The organism is Hymenobacter piscis (genome assembly GCF_018760735.1).
In the GTDB taxonomy this organism is placed as follows: Bacteria; Bacteroidota; Bacteroidia; order Cytophagales; family Hymenobacteraceae; genus Hymenobacter; species Hymenobacter piscis.
Genome location: NZ_JAHHZN010000002.1, coordinates 195,814 through 208,552, shown reverse-complemented (window position 1 = coordinate 208,552; position 12,739 = coordinate 195,814). Strand labels below are relative to the sequence as shown.

The 12,739-nt window shown below is 62.7% G+C and carries 12 protein-coding genes and 2 tRNA genes; 8 read left to right on the top strand and 6 right to left on the bottom strand.

Annotated features, from left to right (window positions below):
- Positions 1-124 precede the first annotated feature (124 nt).
- From KLP40_RS03040 to coaE, 8 genes are all read left to right on the top strand, one after another.
- Positions 125-1,213 carry a Glu/Leu/Phe/Val dehydrogenase dimerization domain-containing protein gene (locus tag KLP40_RS03040; protein WP_215592136.1) on the top strand — a complete coding sequence of 363 codons (1,089 nt, stop codon included), beginning with the start codon at positions 125-127 and terminating at the stop codon, positions 1,211-1,213.
- A gap of 96 nt (positions 1,214-1,309) precedes the next feature.
- A complete protein-coding gene (gene nusB, locus KLP40_RS03035; RefSeq protein ID WP_215592135.1) occupies positions 1,310-2,494 on the top strand; it encodes a transcription antitermination factor NusB in 1,185 nt (394 codons plus the stop codon).
- A gap of 210 nt (positions 2,495-2,704) precedes the next feature.
- The gene (locus tag KLP40_RS03030; RefSeq protein ID WP_215592134.1) at positions 2,705-3,016 is read left to right on the top strand and encodes a YtxH domain-containing protein; all 312 of its coding nucleotides are present in this window, start codon (positions 2,705-2,707) and stop codon (positions 3,014-3,016) included.
- A gap of 222 nt (positions 3,017-3,238) precedes the next feature.
- The gene (locus tag KLP40_RS03025) at positions 3,239-4,249 is read left to right on the top strand and encodes an isocitrate/isopropylmalate dehydrogenase family protein (protein ID WP_215592133.1); all 1,011 of its coding nucleotides are present in this window, start codon (positions 3,239-3,241) and stop codon (positions 4,247-4,249) included.
- 292 nt (positions 4,250-4,541) lie between these two features.
- A complete protein-coding gene (locus KLP40_RS03020) occupies positions 4,542-5,069 on the top strand; it encodes a DUF1573 domain-containing protein (RefSeq protein ID WP_215592132.1) in 528 nt (175 codons plus the stop codon).
- A gap of 113 nt (positions 5,070-5,182) precedes the next feature.
- The gene (yajC, locus tag KLP40_RS03015; RefSeq protein ID WP_215592130.1) at positions 5,183-5,500 is read left to right on the top strand and encodes a preprotein translocase subunit YajC; all 318 of its coding nucleotides are present in this window, start codon (positions 5,183-5,185) and stop codon (positions 5,498-5,500) included.
- Between the two features lie 141 nt (positions 5,501-5,641).
- Positions 5,642-6,601, top strand: a complete 960-nt coding sequence (locus KLP40_RS03010) for a YbbR-like domain-containing protein (protein WP_215592129.1) — start codon at positions 5,642-5,644, stop codon at positions 6,599-6,601.
- A 105-nt stretch (positions 6,602-6,706) separates the two neighbouring features.
- A complete protein-coding gene (coaE, locus tag KLP40_RS03005) occupies positions 6,707-7,303 on the top strand; it encodes a dephospho-CoA kinase (protein WP_215592128.1) in 597 nt (198 codons plus the stop codon).
- A 9-nt stretch (positions 7,304-7,312) separates the two neighbouring features.
- Here coaE and KLP40_RS03000 read toward each other — a convergent pair whose 3' ends face one another.
- The 6 genes from KLP40_RS03000 to KLP40_RS02975 form a co-directional block, all read right to left on the bottom strand.
- A complete protein-coding gene (locus KLP40_RS03000) occupies positions 7,313-7,693 on the bottom strand; it encodes a four helix bundle protein (protein WP_215592127.1) in 381 nt (126 codons plus the stop codon).
- Positions 7,694-7,763: 70 nt separating this feature from the next.
- Positions 7,764-8,936 (bottom strand): GNAT family N-acetyltransferase, encoded by a 1,173-nt coding sequence (locus KLP40_RS02995; RefSeq protein ID WP_215592126.1) that lies wholly within the window; start codon positions 8,934-8,936, stop codon positions 7,764-7,766.
- Between the two features lie 53 nt (positions 8,937-8,989).
- Positions 8,990-10,477: a hypothetical protein gene (locus tag KLP40_RS02990; protein WP_215592125.1), complete on the bottom strand. Its 1,488-nt coding sequence runs from the start codon at positions 10,475-10,477 to the stop codon at positions 8,990-8,992.
- A 128-nt stretch (positions 10,478-10,605) separates the two neighbouring features.
- The gene (locus KLP40_RS02985) at positions 10,606-12,324 is read right to left on the bottom strand and encodes an ArnT family glycosyltransferase (RefSeq protein WP_215592124.1); all 1,719 of its coding nucleotides are present in this window, start codon (positions 12,322-12,324) and stop codon (positions 10,606-10,608) included.
- 74 nt (positions 12,325-12,398) lie between these two features.
- Positions 12,399-12,473: transfer RNA gene (locus KLP40_RS02980), tRNA-Val, on the bottom strand.
- 25 nt (positions 12,474-12,498) lie between these two features.
- Positions 12,499-12,573, bottom strand: a tRNA-Val gene (locus KLP40_RS02975).
- Positions 12,574-12,739: the final 166 nt, after the last annotated feature.

The window sequence follows — 12,739 nt, the reverse complement described above, 5'->3', positions numbered from 1 at the left end:
GGGGAAACAGCCACGGGCCGTTATCAGTCGTTTAACGAAGCCTGGGGCGCGGGTTCCGGGCCGGGAGGTGCCGCAAAGGTACACTACCCACCCTACCCACCCACCCAATTCCCACCCCCATCTCATGGTTGAAACGAAAGTGTTAACCGACTCCTCCGTTTTCGGACAGATTGCCGAGCACCAGCACGAGCAGGTAGTTTTCTGCCACGACCACGAAACGGGCCTGCGCGCCATCATCGGCATCCACAACACGGTACTCGGCCCGGCCCTGGGCGGCACCCGCATGTGGCACTACGCCTCCGATGCCGAAGCCCTCAACGACGTGCTGCGCCTCTCGCGCGGCATGACCTACAAGGCCGCCATTTCGGGCCTCAACCTGGGCGGCGGCAAGGCCGTCATCATCGGCGACGTGAGCCTGAAAAACGAAGCCCTGCTGCGCAAGTTCGGCCGCTTCGTGCAGAACCTCAACGGCAAGTACATCACGGCCGAGGATGTGAACATGACCACCAAGGACATGGAATTCATCCGGATGGAAACCAAGCACGTTTCGGGCCTGCCCGAAAGCATGGGCGGCTCCGGCGACCCCTCGCCGGTGACGGCCTACGGCACCTACATGGGCATGAAGGCCGCCGCCAAAAAGGCGTTCGGCTCCGACTCGCTCAGCGGCAAGCGCATTGCCGTGCAGGGCGTGGGCCACGTGGGCACCTACCTGCTCGAGTACCTCCAGAAAGAAGGCGCCCAGCTGGTGCTGACGGATTACTACGAAGACCGCGCCCTCGACGCGGCCAACCGTTTCGGGGCCCGCATGGTGGGCATGGACGAAATCTATGACCAGGACGTGGACATCTACTCGCCCTGCGCTTTGGGCGCCACCCTCAACGACGACACCCTGGGCCGCCTCAAGTGCCAGGTAGTAGCCGGCTGCGCCAACAACCAGCTGGCCGACGAGAACGTGCACGGCCCGGCCCTGGTGGAGCGCGGCATTGTGTACGCCCCCGACTTCCTCATCAACGCCGGCGGCCTCATCAACGTGTACTCCGAAGTGGTGGGCGGCAACCGGCAGGCGGCCCTCACCCAGACCGAAAAAATCTACGACATCACCACCCAGGTGCTCGCCAAGGCCGAGCAGGAGGGCAGCCACCCTCAGGCCGCCGCTACCCGCCAGGCCGAGGAGCGCATCGCCGCCATCGGCAAGGTCAAATCAACTTACTAATTGAGTTGTCGGTTGCCAGTTGCTAGTTGTCAGGTCTGCTCACAAGGCAATCTGAATAACTGGCAACTGGCAACTGACAACTGACAACTCAACAAAATGCTCAACCGTCGCACGCTCCGCATCAAGGTCATGCAGGCCCTGTACGCCTATCATCAGGCCGTCGGGTCCGATTATTTACTGGCTCTTGACCGCATTGCGGAGGCCTTTGTGCCCGATCTGAACGCGCCCGAAGCCCAGGACCGCAAGCTGCTGCAAGGGCAGCGCAAGCTGGCCGAGGTCATCTTCAGGGAGTGGCACAAAACCGGCGAGCAGCCCGAGCCCACCGACGATGCCGACATGAACGACGCGGTGAAGGAGGCCATCAAGTTCTATCAGGTGGCCGTGGCCAAGGATAAAACCTACTACGGCGGCCAGCTGATTTACGCGGCCGAGAGCATTCACAACCAGTACCTGCACCTGCTCAATATCCCCGAAACCCTGCTCCAGGTGATTGAGGAGGAGCGCGTGCGCGATTCCCGCCGCTACACCGCCGCCAAGGAGCCCCTGCTGGATGCTTCGCGCCTGCTGGAAAACCAGGCCATCGAGAAGCTCATCAACAACCTGCAGCTCCAGGACCTGACCATCCGCCGCGCCCAGAAGTGGCACGGCGAAGACGAGCTGGAGGCCCTGCGCACCGCCTGGCGCTCCGAAATGAAGCAGGATCCCGAGCTGCTGAGCTACCTGGCCGCCCCCGCCGGCAACTACCAGGAAGACCAGGAAATCCTCAAGCACCTGTACAAAAACTACGTGTTCAAGGGCACCAGCCTGCCGGCCTACATTGAGGAGGACGACCTGAACTGGGAGGAAAACCGGGCCGTGGTGAAGAACCTGGTGGTGAAAACCGTGAAGATGCTCGACGAGGCCGCTGACGAGACGCTGGTGCTCATGTCGCTCTCGGCCAACTGGCCCGAGGACAAGGAGTTTGCCGAAAGCCTCTACCAGCAAACCCTGGCCGAGGACGCGAAGTACGAGCAGCTCATCGCCGAATCGACCCAGAACTGGGACGTGGAGCGCGTGGCCCTCACCGATAAGATTCTGCTGAAAATGGCCCTCTGCGAGATGCACCTGTTCCGGGCTATTCCGGTGAAGGTGACCATCAACGAGTACATCGAAATCAGCAAGATGTACAGCACGCCCAAGAGCAAACAGTTCGTGAACGGGATTCTGGATAAATTGGCCCAGGATCTGACCGCCAGCGGCGCCATCCGCAAGTCGGGCCGCGGCCTGCTGGACAACCAGTAGGTGAGATGGTGAGATGGTGAAATAGTGAGTTTGACGTTCCATTGGGCCTTGTGGCGCAATTGGCGCAGTCAGGACCAGCGGAACAGTAAACTCACCATTTCACTATTTCACCATCTCACCACCCGTATATCTTAACGGCTAGTTTTTCCGTATTCAGGTTCTGTACTCTCTGTTTTACTTCTCACATTCCCGTACTCACTTCCAGAAAAAATGGGTAGCAAAACCACCACCGGTATTCTCTGCTTTGCCGGCGGCGCCCTCACCGGAGCCGTCGTTGGACTTCTTTACGCACCCGAAAAAGGCCGCGAAACCCGTAGCTGGTTGAGCTATCAGCTGGAAAAATACCGCGAAACCCTGGCCGACCTCACCGAAAACCTGGTGACCAGCCGCTCCGACCAGGGCCCGAGCTCGGCCAAGAGCGAAGGCCAGCGCGTAATCCAGGATGCCAAAGTTAAAGCGGAGCAACTGCTCGGCGACGTAGATCAGCTCATCGACCAGATCAATTCCCGTAAAACGGTTTAACATGCTGGTCTGAGTGAAGGAAGTGCCGGGGTGCTGATAAAAAACTATCAGTACTTCGGCACTTCTTCATTTTCAGCACCCGGTCCGGATGGGTACCTTTGCGCCCGAATCCGGGGGGCTGATGCCTGCCCCGCAGGGAGCCGCTCTCTCTCTTCCGAGGGCCGCCCGCCGGCCCGCCCGGCTCCCCCCTCTGAATAAGCCCATTAACCCCAACTCACTACAATGCAGCTCATTACCCTCATTCCCGGCGACGGCATCGGCCCCGAAATCACGCAAGCAGTAACCGATATTTTTGCGGCGGCCCAGGTGCCTGTGCAGTGGGAAGAACAGAACGCCGGCCAGACTACCTTCGACCAGTCGGGGGAGCTGATTCCGCAGGCCCTGCTCACGTCCTTGGAGAAAAACCGGGTGGCCCTCAAGGGCCCCATCACCACGCCCGTGGGCAAGGGCTTCCGCAGCATCAACGTGACGCTGCGCCAGAAGTACAACCTCTATCAGAACGTGCGGCCGGCCAAAACCACCCAGGGCATTGCCTCCCGCTACGCCGATTCGGGCATTGACCTGGTGCTGTTCCGCGAGAACACCGAGGGCCTGTACGCCGGCCTGGAGGTGTTTGACGAGCACAACGGCATTGCCGATTCCATTGCCCGCAACACGGTGGCCGGGGCCCGCCAGATCTGCCGCGCGGCCTTCGCCTACGCCGCCAAGCACGGCCGCAAAAAGGTGACGCTGGCCCACAAGGCCAACATCCTGAAGGTGGCCGGCAAGGTGATGCTCGACGCGGCTCAGGAAGCCGCCCGCGAGTTTCCCCAGATTCAGTACGAGGAGAAAATCATCGACAACATGTGCATGCAGCTGGTAATCCGGCCCGAGCAGTTCGACGTGATTGTGACCACCAACCTGTTCGGCGACATCCTCTCCGACCTCTGCGCCGGCCTGGTGGGCGGCCTGGGCGTGGTGGCCGGCGCCAACATCGGCGACGACATGGCCATCTTTGAAGCCGTGCACGGCTCGGCCCCCGACATTGCCGGCCAGGGCAAAGCCAACCCCACCGCCCTGCTGCGCTCCGCCCTGATGATGCTCTACCACATTGGGGAGCACGAGCAGGCCAACAAAATTGAGAAGGCCCTGGAGCTGACCCTGCAGGACAAGAGCAAGTGCACCGGCGACCTGGGCGGCCAGGCCTCGACCAGCGAATTCACCCAGGCCATCATCGACAACCTGGGGAAATAGGTTGTTGGCGGCTGGGTGTCAGTTGTCAGGAGGAGAACGTCATTTGGAGCCGGCCGGGGAATCTCGGGGGCTGAGGTTGCGTTGGAACCCGGACGATAAGGGGACTGTGGCAACGTCAGCCCGCGAGATTTCCCGGCTTCGGCTTCACCTTTGCCCGGAATGACGTTCTGCCACTGACAACTGGCAACTGGCAACTGACAACTGACAACTGGCAACCGCCAACTCCGCATCCCTGTGTATCTTCGCTTTTCGAAGTATGCAAAAAGCTTCTTTTTCTGATAACCAGACTACTATGAAACGCACGTTGTTTTCTGCTGTTCTGCTTTCCGGCGCGCTGCTGCTGGGGGCCTGCAACACCAATAACCAGGCAGAGATAGGCGCCGAAGGCATGAACGCCGCCGCCGCCGATGCCAACGCCACGGCCGCGCCGGTGGTGGACAATCCCAACGTGGTGACCGAAACGGCCGCGCCCAACCCCAACGCACCGGTTATGACCTTCGCCGTGGCCACCCACGATTTCGGCGACATCAAGCCGGGGGCCGTGGTAAAGCACACCTTTGAGTTCACCAACACCGGCAAGTCGCCGCTGCTGATTGAGAATGCCACGGCCAGCTGCGGCTGCACCACGCCCAACTGGACCAAGGAACCCATTCAGCCGGGTGGCAAAGGCACCATCGATGTGCAGTTCGACTCGCACGGAAAAACGGGCATGCAGAACAAGGAAGTAGCCGTTCAGGCCAACACCCAGCCCAGCATCACCAAGGTGGTTATCAAAGCCAACATTCTGTCGGACGGTGCCAACGGCCCCGTGCTGCAGTAGTCGGCCATAGCCTGAGTCTGTCATCCGGGGCGAAGCCATTTCGCCCCGGATGACAGTTTTTTTTGAGCGGTACCGCCGGCCGGCCGCTTGTTCACGTTTCGCCTTCACTTCGCATGTTTGCCACCTTACTCCTTCAAACGCCCGCCGCTTCGGGCAGTCTGCTTTCCTACCTGCCGCTGATTGGTATTGCGGTGGTGATGTACTTTTTTATGATCCGGCCCCAGCAGAAACGGGCGGCTGATGCCAAGAAATTCCGGGCGGCCCTGGGCAAGGGCGCCAGCGTGGTCACCATTGGGGGCCTGCACGGCAAAGTGGTGGAGCTGAGCGAGGAAACCGTGACGGTGGAAGTAGACAAGGGCGTGCGCCTGCGCTTCGACCGCTCGGCCATTGCCCGCGAAACGGGTAGCAAAACCGCCACCCCGGCCGCCTAAGGCTGGCCGTCGGCCGATGATTTCGGTGGCCGGCGGGTAACCCATCCCCGGCCGGATGTGTATCTTGGAACTGCCGGCCCCGCCCGAAGCCCGTCTTTGGGTGGGTAGCCGGCAGTTGGTGCGTCCCCAATCCGCTTTGCTGTGTCGTCTGTCCGTCCGAGTATCCGTGTGCTGCGCTGGTTCGTGAGCCCGTTTTTCGGGCAGGAGCGGAGCTATTGGCGGGCCGTGACGGCGTGTTTTCTGGTGGCCAGCACGTTCTGGCTGCTCAACGCCCTCAACAAGACCTACACCACGCGCATCACCTATCCGCTGGCCTGCCGCTACGATGAAAGCCGGTTCGTGCCGGTGCAGCCGCTGCCTACCGAGGTGGCCCTGAACGTTACGGGGCGGGGCTGGAAGCTGCTGCGCCGCCAGCTGCTGCTCGATGTGAAGCCGGCCGAGGTAAACCTGCGCACTCCGGCCACGCGCTACCTCACGGCCAGCACCCTGCGCCCCGCCCTCCAGCAGGCCATGGACGGGCTGCAGTACAACTACCTGCTCTCCGACACGCTCTGGGTCAGCCTCGACCGGCTGGTGAGCCGCCGCCTGCCCCTGGCCCTGAGCCCCGCCACCGACGGGGCCGCGCTGCCCTACGACGCCCGCTTTGAGCCGGCCGCCGTGGTCTTCAAAGGCCCCGCCAGCAAAGTGGAAAACCTGCCCGAACCCTACCCCGTGCACCTGCCCCAGGCGCCGGCCGGCTCCAGCGCCGGCGACATCCGGGTGCCCATCGGGGGGCCGGAGCTGGTGAATACCAACGTGCAAGATGTGCGCGTGCGCCTGGTGCGCCGCCCCGTGGTCACGCTGCCCGTAGATGTGGTGCCGGAGCTGCTCGATGCCCCGGAAGGCCGCCAGTTCCGGCTTTCACCCGCCACCGTGCGGGTACGCCTGCAGTTTTTCCCCGAAGATACCGCCCGCTTCCGCCCCGATCAGGTGCGGGTGCAGCTCCACTACGGCCAGTTCATCAACCAGGACTCCAGCCTGCGCCCCTTCCTCTCCGAAAAGCCGCCCCAGGTGCGCGGCTACCTCGTCCTGACCCGGGGCGTGCGCGTGCGGAGTAAATAGTTGTTGGTTTCTGGTGGGTGGCTTGTGGTTGTTGGTTTACATCTGAACCCACAAACCACCCACCAACAACCAACAACCACCCACCAAAAACCAAAAAGCAGTCAGATGCTGAAAATCGGAATTACGGGCGGAATCGGGTCGGGTAAGAGCATCGTGTGCCGGCTGTTTCAGGTGCTGGGCGTGCCGGTGTACGACTCCGACGCCCGCGCCAAGTGGGTCATGAACCACGACCCCGGGCTGCGCACCGACCTGCTGGCGGCCTTCGGCCCCGAAACCTTTGATGCCGCCGGCCACCTCAACCGCCCTTACCTGGCCCGCGTGGCCTTCCCCGACCCAGCCCAGCTGGCCCGCCTCAACGCGCTGGTACACCCGCGCGTGGGCCAGGATTTCGCCACCTGGGCCGCCGCCCGCGCCGCCGAGGGCTGCCCTTACATTCTCAAGGAAGCCGCCCTGCTCTACGAATCGGGCGCCTACCGCCAGCTCGACCGGATTATCACCGTCTTTGCGCCCCAGGCCATCCGGGAGGCCCGGGTGCTGCGCCGCGACCCCCACCGCACTGCCGCCGACATCCTCACCATCATCAGTAAGCAGCTCAGCGAGGAAGAAAAGCTCGAGCGCGCCGATTTCGTGGTGCACAACGACGACGAACACCTGCTCATCCCGCAGGTGCTGGATATAGTTGATAAGTTGGGAAGTTTATAAGTTAGAAAGTCAGGGCGTTGATTTGAGGCGGATGCGGGTGAGCAGGGCCACCAGCTCGCCGGCTTCCTGTTTCAAAAGACACAGGCGTTCGGCTGCAATTATTTCGCCTTCTTCCAACACTTCCAGCCAAAACTGCGATTCATCCGCCTCTTCCAGCACAATGCTGATTTTGGCGAAGAACTCCCGCTTCGAACGCGCCCGGCAAGCTGCCCGGTAATTAGCGGCTACCGAAGTAGCCGACCGCAGCAGTTGCCTGCCGATAGTGCGTTCCAAATCGTCCTTCGGCAGGGTTTTATAGAGGCGGATCACCCGTAAGGCGAAGTCCTTTGTACGCTTCTTGAATTGCTCCCCGAACTCATAGTTGCTGATGGGTTCCTCTACGATATCCATGCGCGCCGCAGTAAAACACCGACATATAACTTCCCAACTTATAAACTTCTTAACTTTCTAACCTCCGAACTCACCGGATAATCGGGCTGCGCTCGAACTCCCTTTCGCGGTCGAAAAGGAAGCGGTAGGTGGTGTGGGTTTTGTAGATGCGGGCCCCGATGGAGCGCGTGACGGCCAGCATGCGGGGGTTGAAGTCGCCGATCCAGTTCATTTCGATGTCGTGGTAGCCGGCGCGCATGAACTCGGCGCGGGCGTGCACCATCAGGGCGCTTTCGATGCCCTTTCCCTGCCACGCGGGCACTACTCCGAAGATGACGCCGAACAGCTTTTTATCCCGGCGCTGCTGGTAGCGCCGCTTCTCCCAGAGGAAATGCAGCTTGCTCAGGAGGCCGAACCGCGGGTTCACGTGCTTGAAAATCTGGTTCAGCTCGGGCAGGCTTACGAAGAAGGCAATAGGTTCGTCGTGGTGGTAGGCGAACCAGAGCAGGCGCTCATCGAGCACGGGCTTCATCTGCTTGACCAGGTCGCGGGCCTTTTCCAGGCTCATCGGGCTCACGCCGCTGTGGTTGGCCCAGGCCAGGTTATACACGTGGTGGAAGTCCTGGGCCAGCTTCTCGGCCTGGCGCTTGTCGGCGTGCTGAAAGCGGAAGGCCGGGTACTGCTGGGCATATTTATCGAAGGCCTTGGAGAAGGCCGGGTGCAGGGGCGTGGCCACTTCGCGGTAGCAGGTGTACTGACGGAAGTAAAGCTGGAAGCCGTACTGCTCAAACAGGCGCTGGTAGTAGGGCTGGTGGAAGAACATACCGTAGTTGGGCTCCGTGAATCCATCCGTCAGCAGGCCCCAGAACCGGTCCCGCTCCCCAAAGTTGATGGGGCCGTCCATGGCTGCGAGGCCGCGCCGGGCCAGCCACTGCCGGCAGGCCTCAAACAGCTCGTTGGCCGCGGCCTGGTCGTCGATGCACTCAAAAAAGCCCATGCCGCCCACCGGCAGGGTGGGGTCGGGCTGGGCGGCTTCGTGGTTGATAAAGGCCGCCACCCGCCCGATGACGGTGCCTGTCGCATCGGTGAGCACCCAGCGGATGACCTCGCCGTGGGCAAAATTCAGGTTCTTCTTCGGGTCGAAGACGGCCTCAATTTCCGGGTCGAGGGGCGAAATCCACTGGGGCTGGTTCTGGTAAAGGCGGGCGGGCAGATCCAGAAACTGCCGGACGAGGGCGGGAGAGGTTACTTCGAGCAGGGGCATACGCTGGCAGAATGGGTCGGAAAAGTGGGCGGGCAGCGCCGCGCGGCCGCAAGTTACGGCTGTTTAGGCACGGCAGGCGGCCCCGGCGGCACGGGCAAATACAGCACCGACAAAATAGGTAGCCCGTCGGCCCGCACGGTATATACCGACCGGCCCCGTTCTGCCGGGGCCGGACCGGGCCAGCTCCGGTAGCCGAGCAGGTAGTAGCGGCCCGGCCCCGGCGGCACCAGATGGATACGCTGCCGGTCGGCGGTGGCGAGCCAGGCGAGGTTGTTGAGCAGAGGCTGCTGTTCGGCGGCTGCCACGTAGATGGGGCCGGTAGGGTGGCGGCGGATCAGGTAGGCAAGGGCCGGCCGATAAGCAAGTCCCCAATAGTCGCGCTCGAAGCCATCGGCAACCTGGCCGTTGGTCAGGCAGCTGAAGTACACCTGCTGGTGAGGGTGCAGACGGATCATCCGGCCGGCCGTCACGGCCATTTCCAGCCCGGCCAGCAGCCCCAATAGCAGCCCTAGTGGCCGGCCCCAACGGTGCTGACGGCTCCAGTACCAGAGCTGACGCGCACCCAGGGTGGCCAGCAGCAGCAGGGCCGGATAGGTAAAGTACAGGTGCCGCCAGCCGTCGTAGACAACCGAATGCAGGCCGATCACCAGTAAAAACGGCAGCAGCAGCCAGCCCGCGAGCAGTAAGTCCAGGCGACCATTCCGGGTTGCCAGCCACGCCACCGGCCGGCGTAGCAGTCGGCTGGCTGTCAGGGTCAACCCCAGCAGTGCCCCTGCGGAATAGGCTACCGGCGTTGTAATCAGCAGCCAGACGGGGGCGTAGTGCCAGGGCAGGTGCCGGGCCGCCAGCAGCTGGCCTGCGTACAGAATCCGGCCCTGCCACCGAAAATAACTCAGGTGTTGAAATGCAGTCAGAAAACGGGCTGCGGGCTCCTGCCACAGATAGGGCCAGCCGGCCACCGTGGCCGCTGCGGCCGCCAGCAGAAAGGCACCGGCTATAGCAGCCAGGTTGCGTACCGGATCGGGCCGGATGGGCCGCCAGGCTTCCAGGCCCAGCATGACCAGCGTAAACGGGACCAGAAGCACGCCCAGCAGCCGGATGTCAATGGCCAGGGCCGTTGTGATGCCGTGCAGCAGGGCCCGGCTCGGTGTGGGACGGGTGATCAGCCGGGTTAGCGTATAGATGCCCAAGGTAAAAGCCGCCAGAAAGAGCAGGTCCTTGGCGTTATAGAAACTATTGGCAAACAGGCGGGGCGATAAGACGAACAGCCCCACCGGCAACAGCGCCAGGTGCGGGTTGCGCAGCCGGTAGCGGGCCAGTCCGTAAAGGGCCCACAGGCCCCCCCAGCAGAGCAGGAAAATGAGGCCGTGCCGGAGCAGGTAATAGTTGCGGCTATCCAGCTGTCCGGGTGCGTCAAAAACCAGGCGGGCCAGTAAAGCCATGGGCAGCTCGAACAGAACGCCGTGGTCACTATCGGGATAAGCGGCCAGGTTGATGGGCTCGCGCCCGCGCGCCAGATCGGCCAGGAAGCGAAGGTTCACGAGCCCGTTCCGGTAGTCCACCGGCTCATCCCACGATACTCCGTAGTCGGGCATCACTAAGACGCCCCCAAGCAGGAGCAGACCGAAAAAAAGCCCCGTCAACCAACGCGAAAAGGGGCGGCGGTACATCAGCGGGCGGGACTAACCGTAGCAGAATCAGGACCGACAACTCCGGCCGGCGTTTCCGCCCGCTTAAATACAGACAATACCGTCAGGCCGTCCTTGCGGATGGTGTACACTTCCGTGCCCAGCGAGTCGCGGTACGACTGCGGGTGCCAGCGGTAGTGGGTGAGGTAGTAGCGGGCCGCGGGCGTATGCACATACTGCAGGCGGCGGCGGTCGGCTGGTTTGATAATGAGGGAATTGTTGTAGAGCGGGTAGTGCCAGAAGGTGTTGACGGTGAGCGTGGCGGCCGTATCGTGAGCGGTAATCCATTCCAGACCCTGCCGGAAACTCAGGCCCCAGTAGTCGCGCTCGAACAGCTGTTCGGCTATCCGGCCGGGCAGAAAGCTGAAGTACACGTTGCCGTGCGGATGCAGCTGCACCTGTCGTACCACGGTGTGGCCCGTTTCCAGCAGTGCCAGCCCCAGAGCCAGGCGGGCCACCAGGCGCCCCCGGCCCTGGAGCTGCCGACTTTGCCGCAGCAGGGCCCGCACCCCGTAGGTAGCCCAGAGCAGCAGGGCCGGATAAATAAAGTAGAGGTGGCGCCAGCCCTCGTACACCACGGCGTGCGTGCCGATAACGACCAGCACCGGGGCCAGCAGCCAGGCGGCCAGCAGCACGGCCACCCGGCCGGCCGGGGCCGTCAGCGCCGCCCGCCCACCCCGCCGGAACCCAGTGCCAACGGCACTCAGCCCGCCCCCCACCGCCGCCAGCAGGTAGGGTACCGGAATGGTGACCAGCATCCAGACCGGTACGTAGTGCCAGGGTAGTTGCTGCACCGTCAGGAACCGGCCCAGGTAGAAGTTGGTAAACGGCCACGGATACCGTACGGCGTGGGAGCTGACGGCCAGCAGCTCGGGCAGGGAGTGAGCCCACAGATAGGGCCAGCCCGCCACCACGCCCGCCAGGGCCGTTACGGTGGCTCCCAGCCCCAGGCGGCCGTAGGGTGGGCGCGCAGCTCCGGGCTCCTGCACCCCGAAGCCGGCCGCCAGACCCAGGCCCAGGGCGGTGAACAGCAGCAGCTGCAGGCCCTGCACCCGGATATCGACGGCCACTGCCACGGCCAGCCCGTGGGTGATGGCGCGGCCCCAAGTCGGGCGGGCCAGCAGCCGCAGCAGCGTGTGCATGGCCAGCGTGAAGCAGCCCAGGTACACGATATCCTTGCCGTTATAGAAAGCTTCGGCAAAGAACCGCGGCGAAGCCACCAGCAGCGCCGCCGTCAGCAGGCCCCAGCGCCAGTCGGCCAGCCAGCGCCGGCCCAGCTGGTACAGCGCCCAGACGCCTCCCACAAACACGCCGAACACAAGACTGTGGCGAACCAGGAAATAGGAGCGCGAGTCATGGTCGGTGAGGACGTAGCTTATCACCACGGTGGCCATTTCAAACAGCGGTCCGTGATGCGCATCCGGAAAGTCGCGGATGTCGGGCGTGGTGGCAAAGGTCGGGTGCTGGCGCAGGGCGTCGCCGACGGGCAGCAGTTGGGCCAGGTACTTGAGGTTGACGAGCCCGTTGAGGTGGTTGTTGGTTTCGTCCCACGACACGCCATAGTCATCGACCAGCAAAGCGCCCAGCAGCAGTAACAGGCCGAAGAACAGCCGCTCCGCCAGCCGTCGGCCGGGGGCCTCGGCCGGGGGGGGCAGCGCCGGCGGGAGCGCGAAAACGGAACGTGGAAACAGGCGGAACATGCGGGGCGAAGTACGGCCAAAGCCGGCCCAAAACAAAAAAGGACTGCCGTTGCCGACAGTCCTTTTTTGAAGGGTGGGAGATACTGGGTTCGAACCAGTGACCCTCTGCTTGTAAGGCAGATGCTCTGAACCAGCTGAGCTAATCTCCCGAGGGGTACGCGTACTAAAAAAGAGTGGGAGATACTGGGTTCGAACCAGTGACCCTCTGCTTGTAAGGCAGATGCTCTGAACCAGCTGAGCTAATCTCCCGAGCTTTATGTCCCGTTTGGGATGGCAAATATGGCGGGTCATTTTCGAATACGCAACTCTTTCCCCCATCTTTGGCCGAAGAAATTTTTCGGCCGGACCGCCGTTTTGCGGGAAGAGCCTGCCAGTCAGAAATTTCGGAAAACTCAGGGAGGTGTCGTCGGTGAAT

Coding starts and splice junctions, on each gene's coding strand:
- KLP40_RS03020 (WP_215592132.1), top strand. CDS start 4,542: ATGAAACGCACGTTGTTTTCTGCTGTTCTGCTTTCCGGCGCGCTGCTG.
- KLP40_RS03030 (WP_215592134.1), top strand. CDS start 2,705: ATGGGTAGCAAAACCACCACCGGTATTCTCTGCTTTGCCGGCGGCGCC.
- KLP40_RS03040 (WP_215592136.1), top strand. CDS start 125: ATGGTTGAAACGAAAGTGTTAACCGACTCCTCCGTTTTCGGACAGATT.
- yajC (WP_215592130.1), top strand. CDS start 5,183: ATGTTTGCCACCTTACTCCTTCAAACGCCCGCCGCTTCGGGCAGTCTG.
- KLP40_RS02985 (WP_215592124.1), bottom strand. CDS start 12,324: ATGTTCCGCCTGTTTCCACGTTCCGTTTTCGCGCTCCCGCCGGCGCTG.
- coaE (WP_215592128.1), top strand. CDS start 6,707: ATGCTGAAAATCGGAATTACGGGCGGAATCGGGTCGGGTAAGAGCATC.
- KLP40_RS03000 (WP_215592127.1), bottom strand. CDS start 7,693: ATGGATATCGTAGAGGAACCCATCAGCAACTATGAGTTCGGGGAGCAA.
- nusB (WP_215592135.1), top strand. CDS start 1,310: ATGCTCAACCGTCGCACGCTCCGCATCAAGGTCATGCAGGCCCTGTAC.
- KLP40_RS03025 (WP_215592133.1), top strand. CDS start 3,239: ATGCAGCTCATTACCCTCATTCCCGGCGACGGCATCGGCCCCGAAATC.
- KLP40_RS02995 (WP_215592126.1), bottom strand. CDS start 8,936: ATGCCCCTGCTCGAAGTAACCTCTCCCGCCCTCGTCCGGCAGTTTCTG.